Origin of the sequence: Streptomyces sp. NPDC000151 (assembly GCF_040301705.1) — a bacterium.
GTDB lineage: Bacteria > Actinomycetota > Actinomycetes > Streptomycetales > Streptomycetaceae > Streptomyces.
The window spans coordinates 1-16,460 of record NZ_JBEPFC010000061.1; the positions used below are offsets into that span (position 1 = coordinate 1).

13 protein-coding genes are annotated in these 16,460 nt (G+C 72.4%); 8 read left to right on the forward strand and 5 right to left on the reverse strand.

Going from position 1 to position 16,460, the window contains the following annotated elements:
* Positions 1-124: 124 nt before the first annotated feature.
* Complete coding sequence (locus ABT381_RS18575) at positions 125-1,291, reverse strand: NAD(P)/FAD-dependent oxidoreductase (RefSeq protein WP_351595052.1); 1,167 nt, start codon at positions 1,289-1,291, stop codon at positions 125-127.
* A complete protein-coding gene (locus ABT381_RS18580; RefSeq protein WP_351595055.1) occupies positions 1,288-1,608 on the reverse strand; it encodes a bifunctional 3-phenylpropionate/cinnamic acid dioxygenase ferredoxin subunit in 321 nt (106 codons plus the stop codon). The genes ABT381_RS18575 and ABT381_RS18580 overlap by 4 nt, the downstream gene beginning before the upstream one ends.
* Before the next feature lie 151 nt (positions 1,609-1,759).
* Between ABT381_RS18580 and ABT381_RS18585 the strand changes: the two genes are divergently transcribed.
* From ABT381_RS18585 to ABT381_RS18615, 7 genes are all read left to right on the forward strand, one after another.
* Positions 1,760-2,575: an IclR family transcriptional regulator gene (locus ABT381_RS18585; RefSeq protein ID WP_351595058.1), complete on the forward strand. Its 816-nt coding sequence runs from the start codon at positions 1,760-1,762 to the stop codon at positions 2,573-2,575.
* Between the two features lie 201 nt (positions 2,576-2,776).
* Entirely contained in the window at positions 2,777-3,862 is a 1,086-nt protein-coding gene (locus ABT381_RS18590) for an S-(hydroxymethyl)mycothiol dehydrogenase (protein WP_351595061.1), read from the forward strand.
* Positions 3,863-3,906: 44 nt separating this feature from the next.
* Positions 3,907-6,363 (forward strand): GcvT family protein, encoded by a 2,457-nt coding sequence (locus ABT381_RS18595; RefSeq protein WP_351595064.1) that lies wholly within the window; start codon positions 3,907-3,909, stop codon positions 6,361-6,363.
* Between the two features lie 35 nt (positions 6,364-6,398).
* Positions 6,399-7,538, forward strand: coding sequence for an aromatic ring-hydroxylating oxygenase subunit alpha (locus ABT381_RS18600; RefSeq protein ID WP_351595067.1), 1,140 nt, complete (start codon positions 6,399-6,401; stop codon positions 7,536-7,538).
* A complete protein-coding gene (locus tag ABT381_RS18605; RefSeq protein ID WP_351595070.1) occupies positions 7,531-9,003 on the forward strand; it encodes an aldehyde dehydrogenase family protein in 1,473 nt (490 codons plus the stop codon). The genes ABT381_RS18600 and ABT381_RS18605 overlap by 8 nt, the downstream gene beginning before the upstream one ends.
* A gap of 20 nt (positions 9,004-9,023) precedes the next feature.
* A complete protein-coding gene (locus ABT381_RS18610) occupies positions 9,024-10,604 on the forward strand; it encodes an APC family permease (RefSeq protein WP_351595073.1) in 1,581 nt (526 codons plus the stop codon).
* Complete coding sequence (locus ABT381_RS18615) at positions 10,594-12,147, forward strand: GMC family oxidoreductase (protein WP_351595076.1); 1,554 nt, start codon at positions 10,594-10,596, stop codon at positions 12,145-12,147. The genes ABT381_RS18610 and ABT381_RS18615 overlap by 11 nt, the downstream gene beginning before the upstream one ends.
* On the opposite strand, the gene ABT381_RS18620 is transcribed toward ABT381_RS18615, so the two are convergent.
* On the reverse strand, positions 12,144-12,974 hold the full coding sequence (locus ABT381_RS18620) for an ANTAR domain-containing protein (protein ID WP_351595079.1): 831 nt from the start codon (positions 12,972-12,974) through the stop codon (positions 12,144-12,146). The two genes, ABT381_RS18615 and ABT381_RS18620, sit on opposite strands and share 4 nt — an antisense overlap.
* 50 nt (positions 12,975-13,024) lie before the next feature.
* On the opposite strand from ABT381_RS18620, the gene ABT381_RS18625 reads away from it, so the two are divergent.
* Positions 13,025-14,098 (forward strand): AraC family transcriptional regulator, encoded by a 1,074-nt coding sequence (locus tag ABT381_RS18625; protein ID WP_351595082.1) that lies wholly within the window; start codon positions 13,025-13,027, stop codon positions 14,096-14,098.
* Positions 14,099-14,109: 11 nt separating this feature from the next.
* Here ABT381_RS18625 and ABT381_RS18630 read toward each other — a convergent pair whose 3' ends face one another.
* Complete coding sequence (locus tag ABT381_RS18630; protein ID WP_351595085.1) at positions 14,110-14,661, reverse strand: N-formylglutamate amidohydrolase; 552 nt, start codon at positions 14,659-14,661, stop codon at positions 14,110-14,112.
* A gap of 58 nt (positions 14,662-14,719) precedes the next feature.
* The gene (locus ABT381_RS18635; RefSeq protein WP_351595088.1) at positions 14,720-16,348 is read right to left on the reverse strand and encodes a M4 family metallopeptidase; all 1,629 of its coding nucleotides are present in this window, start codon (positions 16,346-16,348) and stop codon (positions 14,720-14,722) included.
* Between the last annotated feature and the right edge of the window lie 112 nt (positions 16,349-16,460).

The following is a 16,460-nucleotide window of genomic DNA, read 5'->3' on the forward strand; positions in this document are numbered from 1 at the left end:
CCCCGGGGGGGTCGTAACCGGGGGCGCCATGGCCGGTATTCCTGGGGTATTTGGCAGGGTTTGGGGTGGCCCGCCCCCTCGTGTGGGGGGCCGCGGCACGCGCGGTCGGTCGGCGACCGGCCGGTCAGCCCGCCACCGGCTGTGCGGCCCGCATCAGCTCGCGGCGCTGCTTCATGAACGGGCGGGGGCGGTTGAGGGCGAGGACCGCGGTGGTGCGGCCGTCGCGCTCGTACGCGGCGAGGAAGCTGCGGTCCTCGGGGGAGCCGTCGAGCACTCGCAGGGTGTCGGTGGGCAGCCGCCGTCCGGCGAACTGGATGCGGACGCCGTACTGGTCGGACCAGAAGTACGGCACCGCGCGATGCGCCAGGAGGGTCTCGCCCGCGAGCAGGTTGTGGACGGCGGTGGCGGCCTGTTCGGTCGCGCTGGTCCAGTGCTCGGTACGGGACCCGTCGACCCGGGCCACGTCGCCGACCGCGACGACGTGCGGCAGCGCGGTCACGCACCCGGCGTCGCAGACCACCCCGTCGTCCAGGGCCAGCCCGGAGCCGGCCAGCCAGTCGGTGTTCGGGCGGACGCCGATCCCGACGACGACGGTGTCGGCGGGCAGCACCCGCCCGTCGGCCAGCTCGACACCGGAGACCCGGCCGCCCGGCTCGCCCTTCAGCGCGGCGACGCCCGTACCGGCGACCAGGGTGACGCCGTGATCACCGTGCAGCCCCGCGCAGACCCCGGCCATCTCCTCGCCGAGCTGCGGCAGCAGCGGGAGCGGCGCGGCCTCGACGACCGTGACCTCATGACCGAGCGCGGCACACGAAGAGGCGACCTCGGCGCCGATGAAGCCGCCGCCGATCACCACGACCCGCACCGGCCCGGCGGCCAGGTCGGCGCGGAGCGCCTGGGCGTCGTCGAGGCCGCGCAGGGTGTGCACCCCGGCGAGCTCGGGCCCCGGCAGCCGGCGCGGGGTGGCGCCGGTGGCGACGACCACCCCGTCGGTGGCCAGCGACCGGCCGCCTGCCAGCCGCACCGACCGGCCGTCGGCGGCCAGCCCGGCGGCCCGCGTCCCGAGCAGCCACTCCGCGTCCAGCTCGGCGACCTCCTCGGCGTCCGCCAGTGCGAGGTCGTCCTGCCCGGTCGTGCCCTTGAGGAAGTCCTTGGACAGCGGCGGCCGGTCGTACGGACGGTGGCACTCGTCCCCGACGATCATCAGCCGTCCCTCGAAACCCTGGGAGCGCAGCGCTCTCGCGGCGTACAGTCCGGCCAGCGAGGCTCCGACGACGGTGACCGTCCTCATGCGGCGTTGCCTTCCTCGGCGGCGTGGCGCACGTAGATCATGCCGTCCTCCACGGTGACGGAGTGGGTGCGGACGGCGCGGCGGGCGGGCAGGCAGGTCGGGGCGCCGGTGCGCAGGTCGAACGACGCGGCGTGCAGCGGGCATTCGACCAGGCAGCCCTCCAGCCAGCCGTCGGCGAGCGAGGCGTCCTGGTGGGTGCAGGTGTCGTCGATGGCGTAGATCTCGCCGTCGGCGTTGAAGACGGCGATCGGAGGTGCGGTGTCGATGCGTACGGACTCGCCTGCGGGCAGGTCATTGAGGTGGCAGACGGGAATCACGGGGCACCCCTCTTACTGTTCGGTATAGTTGAGTTCCGCGATGCGCACGGCGAAGCGCTCTGCGCAACAGAATCCAAGCCGGGAGCCCGCGCGTCAAGCGCCTCCCTTCAGATGCCGGCCCGCATCGGGTCGCGCCAGGTGGTGAGATCGGATGACGGACAGCGCGAAGGACACGTCGGAGGCCAGGTCAGCGAAGAAATCACCCCGCGGAGCGGGGAGTTCCGTGCAGTCGGTGGACCGTGCGGTCACCGTGCTGGAGATCCTCGCCCGGCACGGCGAGGCGGGGGTGACCGAGGTCGCCGACGAGCTCGGCGTGCACAAGTCGACGGCCTTCCGGCTGCTCGGCGTGCTGGAGAACCGCGGGCTGGTCTCCCAGGAGCAGGAGCGCGGCAAGTACTACCTCGGCGCCGGGGTGCTGCGGCTGGCCGGCGCCGCCGCGGTCCGGCTGGACATCTCGCAGGAGGGCGCGCCGATGTGCCGGCTGCTCGCCGACGAGCTGGGCGAGACGGCCAACATCGCGGTGCTGGACAACGGCGCGGCGGTCAACATCATGCAGGCCCGCGGCCCGGCCTCGGTCACCGCGCAGAACTGGCTCGGCCGCCGCACCCCGCTGCACGCGACCTCCAGCGGCAAGGCGCTGCTGGCGTTCCAGCCGGGCCCGGTGCAGGACGCCGCGCTCGCCCGGAAGCTGCCGCGGCTCACCGAGCGGACCATCACCTCCGTCGCCGAGCTGCGCGACCAGCTCGCCGAGGTGGTGCGCAACGGCTTCGCGGTGGCGATGGAGGAGCTGGAGCTCGGGCTGCACGCGGTCGCCGCGCCGGTGCGCGCGCACGACGGCCAGGTGATCGGCGCGATCAGCGTCTCGGCGCCCGCGTACCGGCTGGAGCCCGAGCGCATCCCGGAGGTCGCCAAGCGCACGGTCGAGGCGGCCCAGGAATTGTCCCGCCGCATGGGATACGGGAGTTGACCCCCGCCGACTAGGCGGTTCGACCGTACGCAGGAACGATGCGGGGCCGGTGCCGACCGGCCCCGCTGCCTTGTCTGCGATCAGTACCGGCGCTTTTACCAAGGGTTAACTCGCACCCCTTGACGGCGCCGAGACGGCGTTCCCAGTATGTCTCTCATCGCGCAACGAGTCGTGCAGTGCGCAACACTGAGGGGTAGGGGCATGCCACACGAAGTCCGTGCTGTGGTCGCGACGAAAAAGGGCGCACCGGTCGAGGTGCAGCAGATTCTGGTGCCGGACCCGGGCCCGGGGGAAGCGCTCGTCTCCGTGCAGGCGTGCGGGGTCTGCCACACGGATCTGCACTACCGGGAAGGCGCGGTCGGCGACGACTTCCCGTTCCTGCTCGGGCACGAGGCGGCCGGGGTGGTGGAGGCCGTGGGGGACGGCGTCACCGACCTGCTGCCCGGCGACTACGTGGTGCTCGCCTGGCGCGCGCCCTGCGGCACCTGCCGCTCCTGTCGCCGCGGCCGCCCCTGGTACTGCTTCGACTCGCGCAACGCCGCCCAGCCGATGACGCTGCTCGACGGCACCCCGCTGACCCCGGCGCTCGGCATCGGTGCCTTCGCCGAGAAGACGCTGGTCGCCGCGGCGCAGGCGGTCAAGGTCGACCCGGCGGCCCGCCCCGAGGCCGCGAGCCTGATCGGCTGCGGCGTGATGGCCGGCTACGGCGCGGCCGTGAACACCGGAAACGTGCGGCGCGGCAACACGGTCGCGGTCATCGGCTGCGGCGGCGTCGGCAACGCGGCGATCGCGGGCGCCTGCCTCAACGGCGCACGCAAGGTCATCGCCATCGACATCGACGACAGAAAACTCGACCGGGCCGAGAAGTTCGGCGCCACCCACATCATCAACTCCCGCGGCACGGACCCGGTCGAGGCGGTGCGCGCCCTGACGGACGGTTTCGGCGTGGACCTCGCGATCGACGCGGTGGGCCGCCCGGAGACGTACACGCAGGCGTTCTACATGCGCGACCTCGCCGGCACCCTGGTCCAGGTGGGCGTGCCCGAGCCCGGCATGAAGGTCGAGATCCCGCTCAGCGATCTCTTCTCGCGCGGCGGCGCCCTCAAGTCCTCCTGGTACGGGGACTGCCTGCCCAGCCGCGACTTCCCCGACCTGATCGACCAGTACCTCTACGGGCTGCTCGACCTCGAAGCCTTCGTCACCGAGCGGATCTCCCTGGACGAGGTGGAGGCCGCCTTCGACACCATGCGCGGCGGCCGCGTCCTGCGCTCCGTGGTCGTCCTCTGAGGGACGCCAGTCCCGGAACTTCCTGCCTGACCCGAAGGAGGGGCATGTCCCGCACACCCGCCACCGATGCCCGCGTGGTCGTGATCGGCGCCGGCATCGTCGGCTGCTCGCTCGCCGACGAACTGACCGCGCGCGGCTGGCGCGATGTCACCGTCCTCGAACAGGGCCCGCTCCCGGCCCCCGGCGGCTCCACCTCGCACGCCCCCGGGCTGGTCTTCCAGACCGGCCCCTCCAGGACCATGACCGCGTTCGCCTCGTACACCGTCGAGAAGTTCAACTCCCTCGAAGTGGACGGGCTGTCCTGCTTCAACCCGCTCGGCGGGCTGGAGCTCGCCACCACCCCCGAGCGCTGGGCCGACCTGCACCGCAAGGCCGGGCTGGCCGCCTCCTGGGGCGTACGCGGCGAACTGATCACCCCGGCGGAGTGCAAGAAGTACTGGCCGATGCTGGACGAGGACCGGGTGCTCGGCGGGTTCTACACCCCCGACGACGGCCTGGCCCGCGCCGTCCTCGCCTGCCGCGCGCAGATCGCCCGCGCGGAGCAGCGCGGCGCCCGCTTCCTGGAGCGGCACACCGTCACCGGCATCGAGCGCGCGGACGGCCGGGTCACCGGCGTCGTCACCGACCGCGGCACCTTCCCCGCCGACCATGTCGTCTCCGCGGCCGGCTTCTGGGGCCCGGTGATCGGAAAGATGGCCGGCGTGGACGTGCCGCTGCTGCCGCTCGCCCACCAGTACGCCAAGACCGCGCCGCTCCCGGAGCTCGACGGCGTCAACGACCCGCGCACCGAGGCGAGCAAGCCGATCCTGCGGTTCCAGGACCGCGACCTGTACTACCGCGAACACACCGACCGCATCGGCATCGGCTCCTACGCGCACCGCCCGATGCCCGTCGACCCCGCCGCCGTGCCCGCCTTCGACGACGCGCCCGTCATGCCGTCCTCGCTGCCCTTCACCGCGGAGGACTTCGCACCGAGCTGGCAGGACAGCGTCGAACTGCTCCCCGCGCTCGGCGAGTCCGCGGTCGAGGAGGGCTTCAACGGCGTCTTCTCCTTCACCCCCGACGGCATGCCCGTCCTCGGCGAATCCCGTGACCTGCGCGGATTCTGGCTCGCCGAGGCGGTCTGGGTCACCCACTCCGCGGGCGTCGCGCGCGCCGTCGCCCAGTGGATGACCGACGGCCGCCCCGACATCGACGTTCACGAGTGCGACCTGTACCGCTTCGAGGACGCCCAGCGCTCGCCCGCGTACATCGAGGACCGCGGCGCCCAGAACTTCGTCGAGGTCTACGACGTCATCCACCCGCTCCAGCCCATGGAGCAGCCCCGCCCGCTGCGGGTCAGCCCCTTCTACGCCCGCCAGCAGGAGCTGGGCGCGTACTTCCTGGAGGGCGGCGGCTGGGAGCGCCCGCACTGGTACGAGGCCAACGCCCCGCTCGCCGAGGGCATCGAGCTACCGGAGCGGGACGCCTGGTCGGCCCGTTACTGGTCGCCGATCGCCGCGGCCGAGGCGAAGGCGACGCGCGAGAAGGTCGCCCTGTACGACATGACGCCGCTGCGCCGCCTGGAGGTCACCGGGCCCGGCGCGCTCGCCTTCCTCCAGCGCATGACCAGCAACCAGCTCGACAAGAAGCCGGGTGCGGTCACCTACACGCTGCTGCTGGACGAGACGGGCGGCATCCGCTCCGACCTCACCGTGGCCCGGCTCGCGCCCGACCGCTTCCAGGTCGGCGCCAACAGCGGCTCCGACCTGGACTGGCTCCTGCGGCACGCCCCGGAAGGGGTGCAGATCCGCGACATCACCTCCGGCACCTGCTGCATCGGCGTCTGGGGCCCGCTCGCCCGCGACCTGGTCCAGCCGCTCACCCGCGACGACTTCTCGCACCAGGGCTTCGGCTACTTCAAGGCCAAGCAGACCTACCTCGGGCACGTCCCCGTCACCGCGATGCGGCTGAGCTACGTGGGCGAGCTGGGCTGGGAGCTGTACACCACCGCCGACCTGGGCCTGCGCCTGTGGGACACGCTGTGGGAAGCCGGGCAGGAGCACGGCGTGATCGCGGCCGGGCGGTCCGCCTTCAACAGCCTCCGGCTGGAGAAGGGCTACCGCGCCTGGGGCCACGACATGACGACCGAGCACGACCCGTACGAGGCGGGCGTCGGCTTCGCCGTCCGCCCCGCCAAGGGCGACTTCCTCGGGCGCGCGGCGCTGGAGGGCCGGAGCGCGGAGACCGCCCGCCGCAAGCTGACCTGCCTCACCCTCGACGACCCGGCCGCCGTGGTCCTCGGCAAGGAGCCGGTGTATGTGGACGGCGCGCCCGTCGGCTACGTCACTTCGGCCTCCTACGGCTACACCGTCGGCCGGTGCGTCGCCTACGCCTGGCTGCCGGCCGCGGCCGCCGTCCCCGGCACCGCCGTGCACGTGGAGTACTTCGGCGCGAAGATCCCCGCGACCGTCGCCGAGGAGCCGCTGTTCGACCCGGGCATGACCCGCATCCGCAAGTAGCGCTTGGCACAAGTAGTTCGCTTGAGGAGACGCACATGACGACCACGCCCGAACTCGCCCCTACCAGCAGCCTGATCGCCACCCTGCCCGGCACCTCCTACACCGACCCGGAGACCTTCCGGCAGGAGCAGGAGAAGATCTTCGAGCGCCTGTGGTTCTGCGCCGTGCGCAGCGCCGACCTGGCCAAGCCCGGCGCCTTCCGCACCGTGCAGGTCGGCCGGGAGAACGTCCTGGTCACCCGCAACCGCCGCGGCGAACTGCGGGCCTTCCTGAACATCTGCCGGCACCGCGGCGCCCGCCTGTGCACCGAGGAGTCCGGCGAGGCCCGCCGCAACCTCCAGTGCCCGTACCACGCCTGGACCTACGACTTCGACGGCAAGCTGGTCGCCGCGCCCAACCTGCAGAAGATGCCGGACATCGACCGCACCGAACGCGGCCTGGTCACCGTCCCGCTGCGGGAATGGCTCGGCTACGCCTGGGTCTGCCTGGCCGACGAGCCGCCCTCCTTCGAGGACACCGTGATCGGCGCGGCCGTCGAGCGGCTCGGCGACGCCGCCTCCATCGAGCGGTACCGCACCGAGGGCCTGGCCCTGGGCAAGCGCATCACCTACGACGTGGCGGCCAACTGGAAGCTCATCATCGAGAACTTCATGGAGTGCTACCACTGCGCCACCATCCACCCCGAACTCACCGACGTCCTCCCGGAGTTCGCCGACGGGTTCGCCGCCCAGTACTACGTGGGGCACGGCGCCGAGTTCGCCCCGGAGGCCGAGGGCTTCACGGTCGACGGCAAGGGCGGCTTCGGCCGGCTCCCGGAGATCGCGGAGACCCAGGACCGCCGGTACTACGCGATCACCGTCCGGCCGCAGGTCTTCGTCAACCTCGTGCCCGACCACGTCATCGTCCACCGGATGTTCCCGATGGCCGCGGACCGCACGGTCGTGGAGTGCGACTGGCTCTACCTCCCCGAGGTGATCGAGTCCGGCGCCGACATCTCCACCTCCGTCGAGCTGTTCCACCGCGTCAACAGCCAGGACTTCGAGGCGTGCGAGCGGACCCAGCCGGCGATGGACTCGCGCGCGTACCGGGACGGCGGCGTCCTCGTACCGAGCGAGCACCACATCGGCGCCTTCCACCAGTGGGTCACCGAGCAGCTGGAGGAGAAGCGTGCCTGAGCTGTTCATCGACGGGCGGTGGCAGGCGGCCGCCGCCGGCGGCACCCGCGAGATCCGCTGCCCTGCCGACCAGACCCTGGTCGCGGTGGTCGACGAGGGCGACGGTACAGACGCGGACCGGGCCGTCGCCGCGGCCCGGCGCGCCTTCGACACGGGACCCTGGCCGCACACCACCGCCGCCCGGCGCGGCGCCAAACTGCTGCGGGTCGCCGACCTCCTGGAGCGCGACAGGGCGGTCCTGGCCCGCGCCGAATCACTCGACACCGGCAAACGGCTGGTGGAGAGCGAGCTCGACATGGACGACATCGCGGCCTGCTTCCGGTACTTCGGCCGCCTGATCACCGAGGAGGGGGACGCGGGCCGGGCCGTCGACGCGGGCAGCGCCACGGTCGACAGCCGCGTCGTGCACGAGCCGGTGGGCGTCTGCGCGCTGATCACGCCGTGGAACTACCCGCTGCTGCAGACCGCGTGGAAGGTCGCCCCGGCCCTCGCCGCCGGCAACACCTTCGTACTCAAGCCCAGCGAGCTCACCCCGCACACCGCGATCCACCTGATGCGGCTGCTCGCCGAGGCCGGGCTGCCGGACGGCGTCGCCAACCTCGTCCTCGGCACCGGACCCGAGGCGGGCGCCCCGCTCACCGACCACCCCGACGTGGACCTGGTCTCCTTCACCGGCGGCCTGGCCACCGGGCGGCGGATCATGGCCGCGGCGTCCGCCACCGTCAAGCGCGTCGCGCTCGAACTCGGCGGCAAGAACCCCAACATCGTCTTCGCCGACGCCGACTTCGAGACGGCCGTCGACTACGCGCTGACCGCGATCTTCCTGCACTCCGGGCAGGTCTGCTCGGCCGGCGCCCGGCTGCTGGTCGAGGACTCCCTGCACGACCGTTTCGTCGACGAGGTGGTGCGCCGGGCCCGGGAGATCCGGCTCGGCGGGCCCTTCGACCCGGAGGCCCGTACCGGCCCGCTGATCTCCGCGGCGCACCGGGAGAAGGTCGAGGCGTACGTCGCCGCCGGGCTCGCCGAGGGCGCCGTGCTGCGCTGCGGCGGCGCCCGCCCCGACGATCCGGACCTCGCGGACGGCTTCCACTACCTGCCGACCGTCCTCGACGACTGCACCTCCGCCATGTCCGTGGTCCGCGACGAGTCCTTCGGCCCGGTCCTCACCGTCGAGCGCTTCACCGACGAGGACGAGGCGGTACGGCTCGCCAACGACACCGTGTACGGGCTGGCCGGCGCCGTGTGGACCACCGACCCGGCGTGCGCCGACCGGGTCGCCGCCCGGCTGCGGCTCGGCACCGTATGGATCAACGACTTCCACCCCTACCTGCCGCAGGCGGAGTGGGGCGGCTTCAAGCAGTCCGGGACCGGCCGCGAGCTCGGCCCCAGCGGCCTCGCCGAATACCGCGAGACCAAGCACGTCTGGCGCAACACCGCCCCGAAGGCGCTCCACTGGTTCGACTGATCCGACTGAGGAGAACGCTCTTGACGGCTCCCCGAGCAGAAAGACCACCGCAGGACGCACCACCGGCACAGGACGACGACGGCCTCGCCGAGTTCGGCTACCGCCCCGAACTCAAACGCACTCTCGGCAACTTCCACACCTTCGCCGCCGGCATCAGCTACATCTCCATCCTCACCGGCACCTTCCAGCTCTTCTACTTCGGCTTCGGGCACGGCGGTCCCGCCTACTGGTGGTCCTGGCCGATGGTCTTCGTCGGCCAGCTGATGATCGCGCTGTCCTTCGCCGAGCTGGCAGCGCGCCACCCCGTCGCGGGCTCGGTCTACAACTGGGCGAAACGGCTGGGCAATCCGCACGTCGGCTGGCTCGCCGGCTGGATGATGCTGGTCGCCTCGATCGTGTCGCTGTCCGCCGTGGCCCTCGCCTACCAGCTCACGCTCCCGCAGATCTCCGCCGCCTTCCAGTTCGTCGGCGACGGCACCGGGCGCTACGACATCGCCACCAACGGCGTCCTCCTCGCCTCCGTACTGATCCTCTTCACCACCCTCGTCAACGCCTTCGGCGTCAAGCTGATGGCCCGCATCAACACCGCGGGCGTCTTCATCGAGCTGATCGCCACCGTCGTACTGATCGTGCTGCTCGCCGTGCACGTCGTACGCGGGCCCGACGTGGTGATGGAGACCCACCACACCGGGACGGGCCAGAGCTTCGGCTACCTCGGCGCCTTCCTCACCGCCTCGCTCGCCTCCGCCTACGTCATGTACGGCTTCGACACCGCCGCCTCGCTCGGCGAGGAGTCCCTGGACCCCTCCCGCAACGCGCCCCGCGCCATCCTCCGCGCGCTGCTCGCCTCCTTCGTGCTCGGCGGGCTGATCCTGCTGCTCGCCCTGATGAGCGTGCGCAGCCTGGACGGCAAGGGGCTGGCCACCGACGGGCTGCAGTACGTCGTCCTGGACGTGCTCGGCGACACCGTCGGCAAGGCGATGCTCTGGTGCGTCCTGATCGCCGTCACGGTCTGCGCGCTGGCCGTCCACACCGCCGCCATCCGGCTCGCCTTCGCGATGTCCCGCGACAACAACCTGCCCGCAGCCTCGCTGCTCGCCCGGGTCAGCCCGCGCTTCCAGACCCCGGTACTGCCCGCCGTGATCGTCGGCGTGCTCTCCCTCGCCGTACTGCTGATCAACATCCGCCAGCCGCAGATCTTCTCCGTCGTCACCAGCATCGGCATCATCATGATCTACGGCGCCTATCTGCTGGTCACCACGCCGATGCTGATCGCCCGGCTGCGCGGCCGCTGGCAGCCGGCGCCCGGCCGCTTCACCCTCGGCCGCTGGGGCCTGCCCGTCAACGTCCTCGCCGTCCTGTGGGGCGCCGGCATGATCGTCAACCTCGCCTGGCCCCGCGACGCCGTCTACAACGCGGCCCCGCCCCACCACTGGTACCTGCGCTGGGGCGCCGTCCTCTTCGTGGGCGCCGTCGCGCTCGGCGGCTTCGCGTACTACTGGCTGATCCAGCGCCACCGTACGGGCGTGCTCGCCGAACACGCGGCGCTGAAGGAAGCCGGTCCCGACACCACAAGGAGCACCCCCACCCATGTCCACTGAAGAGTTCGACTATGTCATCGTCGGCGGCGGCACCGCGGGCAACGTCGTGGCCGCCCGCCTCAGCGAGGACCCCTCGGTGACGGTGTGCGTACTGGAAGCGGGCCCCTCCGACGTCGGCGACGACAACGTACTGCGGCTGGAACGCTGGATGGGCCTGCTGGAGTCCGGGTACGACTGGGACTACCCCGTGGAGCCCCAGGCGAGCGGCAACAGCTTCATGCGGCACGCCCGCGCCCGGGTCCTCGGCGGCTGTTCCTCGCACAACTCCTGTATCGCCTTCTGGGCCCCGGCCGAGGACCTCGACGGCTGGGAGGCCGCCGGCTGTACCGGCTGGGGCGCGGAGCACACCTTCCCGCTCTACCGGCGGCTGGAGTCCAACGACGCGCCCGGCGACCACCACGGCCGCTCGGGCCCCGTCACCCTGCGCACCATCAAGGGTGCCGACCCCTGCGGCACGGCGCTGCTCGCCGCCTGCGCCGAACAGGGCATCCCCACCACCCCGTTCAACACCGGCGAGACCGTGCTCCGCGGCGCCAACTGGTTCCAGATCAACTCCGACGAGAACAACATCCGGCAGTCCTCCTCCGTCGCCTACCTCCACCCGATCCTCGGCCGCCGCCCCAACCTGGAAGTGCGTACCGGCGTCCGCGCCAAGCAGCTGCTGATCGACGAACACCGCCGCTGCACCGGCGCCACCTACCTCGACCCCGACCTGATCCACACCCGTACCGTCAGTGCCCGCCGTGAAGTGATCGTCTCCTGCGGCGCCATCGACACCCCCAAGCTGCTGATGCTCTCCGGCATCGGCCCGGCCGCCCATCTGCGCGAGACCGGCGTGGACGTCCTCGTCGACTCGCCCGGCGTCGGCGAGAACCTCCAGGACCACCCCGAGGGCGTCATCATGTGGGACGCCAAGCAGCCCATGGTGACCAGCTCCAACCAGTGGTGGGAGATCGGCATCTTCGCCGACACCGAAGCGGGGCTGGACCGGCCGGACCTGATGTTCCACTACGGCTCGGTGCCGTTCGACCTGAACACCGCCCGGCACGGCTACCCGACCTCCGAGAACGCCTTCTGCCTCACCCCGAACGTCACCCGCGCCCGCTCCCGCGGCACGGTCCGGCTGCGCACCCGCGACTTCCGCGACAAACCGAAGGTCGACCCGCGCTACTTCACCCACGAGCACGACGTACGGGTGATGACGTACGGGCTGCGCCTCGCCCGGGAGATCGCCGCACAGCCGGCGCTGGCGGACTGGGCGGGCGCCGAGCTGGCCCCGGGCCCGGACGTGCGCACCGACGACGAGCTGCTGGACTACATCGCCAAGACCCACAACACCGTCTACCACCCGGCCTGCACGGTGAGGATGGGCGCCGACGACGACGCCATGGCGCCGCTGGACGCCCGGCTGCGTGTGAAGGGCATCCAGGGGCTGCGCGTCGCGGACGGCTCGGTCATGCCGGAGCTGGTCACGGTCAACCCGTGCATCACCACGATGATGATCGGCGAGAAGTGCGCCGACCTGCTCAAGGAGGACCGCTAGCGGGCTTCCTTGCGGAACGGCGGCGGCGCCGTGCCGTCCACGACGGAGCGCGCCAGGTCGTGGAGGTTGCGCTGGTGCGCACGGGCGTACCGGCGCAGCTCCGCGAACGCCCCGTCCGTCGGGTAGCCGAACCGCTCGGCGAGCACGCCCTTGGCCTGCTCGATGACGATCCGGCTGCGCAGCGCCTGCTCCAGCTGCCGGGCGTGGTCACGGGTGCGCCGGTGCCGCAGGTGCAGCGCCGCGGCGTCGGCGAGCGCCGGCACCGGCGCCGACCGTTCCGCCGGCGGGGGCGTGGCCACGTCGTGGTACAGCACCAGCGCGCCCAGCGGGACCCCCGGCCGCGTGCCGCCGGGCCCGTCCTCGTGCGCCACATCGGCCAGCGGCACCCTGCTGACCCGGCGGACTCCCAGCTCCCGCGCCCCCGCGGTGAACCGCGGCCAGCGGGCGGCCGCCGCGGCCTCCAGCGGCACTTCGTCCGCCGGGGCGCCGGCCAGCGTGTCCCGCACCGGGCCCTCGCCCAGCCGCTCCTCCAGCTCCCACAGCAGCTCGGCGCGGGGGCCGGAACCGGCGGTGACCGGCGGCCGGCCGGCCAGTACGGCCAGCGCGTCCGGGGCGGGCTCGTCGCCCAGCAGCCGTACGTACTCGATCAGGGAAGCGGCGTGCGCGGCCGGCTCCCGGTCCGCCGGCGAGGCCAGGTCCAGCAGCGCACGGGTCAGCAGCCGCTCGCGTTCGGACGCCGGTCGAACGGCGTGCGGGCGCTGCGGCAGACACGCGGCGGTGGGGTCTGCCGCGTCCATGGCGAGGCGCGGCACCGGAAATGCCTCCATTCGGACAGTCAATGCCCGCGTGGGGCCCGCCGATATCCATTTTGCGTAGCATGGGGACACCAAGCGCAGTCGGCTGCTCACTGCGCGAGGGCGAGCGACGATCCGAGGAACGGGGGGCGGCGATGCCGGGGGAGCGCGGCCACGGCACGGAACGGCGGGCGCGGTGCGGCCCGCGCGCGTTCCGCACCGCCGACGTAGAGCGTGCCCGCGCCTGGATCGCCGACATGCTCTCCTATCCGGTGGTGCTGAACCCCCTCACGGACCCAGCGGACTTCGGCTTCGCCATGAGCGCGCTGCAGCTGGGCCCCGTCACTTTCGCCACCGCGACCTACGGCATCGACGTCCTCTGCAGGAGCGAGGGGCTGGGCGTCGCGTACCACATCAACGTGCCGTGCAGCGGGCAGATGGTGCAGTCCCACCGCGGCGAGGTGTTCCGGGCCACCGCCACCGACGGCCGGGTCCCGGTCTTCGAGCCGGCCGGCGCCGTCACCGGCGAACTGGACACCGAGACCGAGGTGCTGGCCCTCAGCTTCGACCGGCAGGCGGTGGAGAGCACCCTGGCGGAGCACCTCGAACACCCCGTGCGGCCGCTGCACTTCCCCGGCGGCCTGGACCCGTACCACGGCCGGGGGCGCACCCTCGTCTCCCTGGCCCGGACCCTCGCCGGCGAACTGGCCGCGCCGACCGGCCTCCTGGCCCAGCCCGTGGTGGCCACCGGCCTCGCGGACTCGCTGCTCACCACGATGCTGTACGCCACCCCGCACCAGTACCGCGAAGAGCTCGCCGACCCGGCCACCCGCACCTGCCCGCGTCCGGTCAAGCGCGCCGTGGACGCCATGCAGGCCGATCCCGCGCACCCCTTCACCGTCCTGGAGCTGGCGCGGATCGCCGGCGTCGCGCCGCGCTCCCTGCAGGCCGGCTTCAAACAGCACCTGGAGACCACACCGATGGCCTACCTGCGCCGGCTGCGGATGGAGTGCGCCCACCGCGACCTGGTCGCCGCCGGCCCGGGCGTCTCGGTCACCGAGGTCGCGGGCCGCTGGGGCTTCACACACCTGGGCCGCTTCGCCGCCGCCTACCGGGCCCGCTACGGCAGGCTCCCCTCCCAGGCGCACCGCCGCTGAGCCGGCCTTGCTCACCGCCCCTGGTGGGCGTCGCGCGCGGCGTCGACGAAGCGCTCCAGCGCGGCCCAGAAGGGCCTGTACGCGGCGTCGAACCGCTCCTCGGCGGCGGCCCGGTCCTCCGGGCCCGCGCCGGTCCGCAGGGCCTGCTCGATCGCCGCGTGGAAGTCGCCCGTCGACTTCTGGACCACGAGCGCCGCCGAGGCCGCGGGCGGCGGCCCCTCCAGCTCCACGACCCGCGCACAGCGGCGGAGCTTCGCGTACTCCGCCACCTGGCGATCGCTGAGCTGCCGCAGGGCCGTCGTGCTCCCCTCGGCGTCCGGCTGCCGCAGCACGGCCGAGATCTCCCAGAACAACTCGCCCATCCGGTGCGTCTGTTCGATCAGGTCCAGGTAGGCGGTGCGGCGGCTCTCCCGGAGGCGTTCGCGGCGCTGGGAGTCGGCGGCGGTTTCGGCCTGGACGCGTGCCGCGCGGGTGGCGCCGCGGCTGGTGACCCAGCTGGCCAGCACTGCGGTGCCGCCGGTGACCGCGGCGATCGACAGGGTCCACAGGGTGCTTTCGGCCATGGTCGGCAACCGTACCGGCCGGGCGGGGCGGCCACCCGGCCGGTACGGGGTCGTCGCGTCAGCCGACGGAGACCGCCGACCAGGCGGCGGCCACCGCGTTCTGCTCGGCGCTGCCCGCGCCGTACAGGTCCTTCGCCGCGTTCAGCGTGGCCGTGCGGGCCGCGGCGTAGTTCGTCCCGGACGTCATGTAGACCGTCAGCGCCCGGTACCAGATCTTCCCGAGCTTGTCCTTGCCGATGCCCTGCACCGTACTGCCGTTGCAGGTGGGCGAGTTGTGCGTGACCCCGCCGATCACCTTCTGGCCGCTGCCCTCGGCGAGCAGATAGGCGAAGTGGTTGGCGACCCCGGACGAGTAGTGCACGTCGAGGTCCTTCACCTTCGAATTCCAGCAGTCCGCCGACTTGGTGTCCTTCGACGGTTTGTCCATGTAGCGCAGCGCGGCCTGCCCGAAGTCCGGTCGGACGATCTTCTCGCCGATGAGATAGTCACCGGGGTCGCTCGCGTTCTTCGCGTAGAACTCCACGAGCGTGCCGAAGATGTCGGAGGTCGCCTCGTTGAGGCCGCCGGACTCCCCGGAGTAGGTGAGGTTGGCGGTCGCCGCGGTGACGCCGTGCGACATCTCGTGCCCGGCGACGTCGAGCGCGACCAGCGGCCCGAAGACCTTGCCGTCGCCGTCCCCGTACGTCATGCAGAAGCAGGTGTCGTCCCAGAAGGCGTTGTTGTAACCGCTGCCGTAGTGCACGCGGTTGTACGAGCCCTTGCCGTCCCCGGCGATGCCGTTCCTGCCGTGCACGTTCTTGTAGTAGTCCCAGGTGGTGTCCGTGCCGTACTGGGCGTCCACCGCGGCCGAGGAGCGGTCGGCGGTGGTGCCGCTGCCCCAGTGGTTGTCCGCGTCGGTGAAGAGGGCGGCAGGCGCGCGGCCCCAGCAGATGCCGAGGATGCAGGAGTCCGTCTTGTTCTGCGCGTCACCGGTGTAGGTGCCGCCGCGGGTGGCGTCCTTGAGCTGGTACGTGGTGCCGGACTTGGTGGTCTCCAGCGGCACGGTCCCGCCGTACAGCGACTTGCCGTCGCCGGTCACGGTCTCCAGCCGGTCCCAGGAGTCGATCGCCTTGCCGGTACGGGCGTTGGTGAGCACGACGTGCGCCGCGGGGTTGCCCCTGCCGTCCTGGCCTGCGGCGGTGGTCCGCCAGGCGAGCTGCGGTGCGCCGTGCAGCGCGTCGATGACCAGCAGCGGCTTCGCGGCGACCTTGCGCAGCGCGGTACCGGAGTTGGCGGCGCGCAGCGCCGCGGTGCCCAGCCCCGCGGCCTTCGTCGCGCTGATCAGGGGCTTGACGGTGGGGACGGCGAGGTCGCTGCGGGTGGCCCGGGAGGCGCCGCGGTAGCTGCCGTCGGGGGAGAGGTGGACGACCAGGTCGCCGCCGAGCACGGGCACTCCGCCGAAGCTCCGGTCGTAGCGGACGTGCCGGCTGCCGTCGGAGTCGATGACGACGTCGCGTACGGAGGTGTCCTGGGCGGCGGTGAAGCCGAGTTGGGTGGCGTGCGCGGCGAGCGCGGCGTCGGCGCTGCGGACGGCTCCGGCGCGGTCGGGGGCCGGCCGGGCGGTGGCGGCTGTGGGCAGGGTGGCGGCGACCAGAGCGGCCGCCGCCGTGGCTATGACGCTGGTGGCGAGGCGCGTTCTCGATCTCATCGGGCTCCTCGGACGGCGGGGCAGCGCCCGGTGGTGTACCCACCGGTAACGCTGATGGCGAGTCACATTAAGCGTCCATGACAACGCTCTGTCCATACCCCGACGACGACCG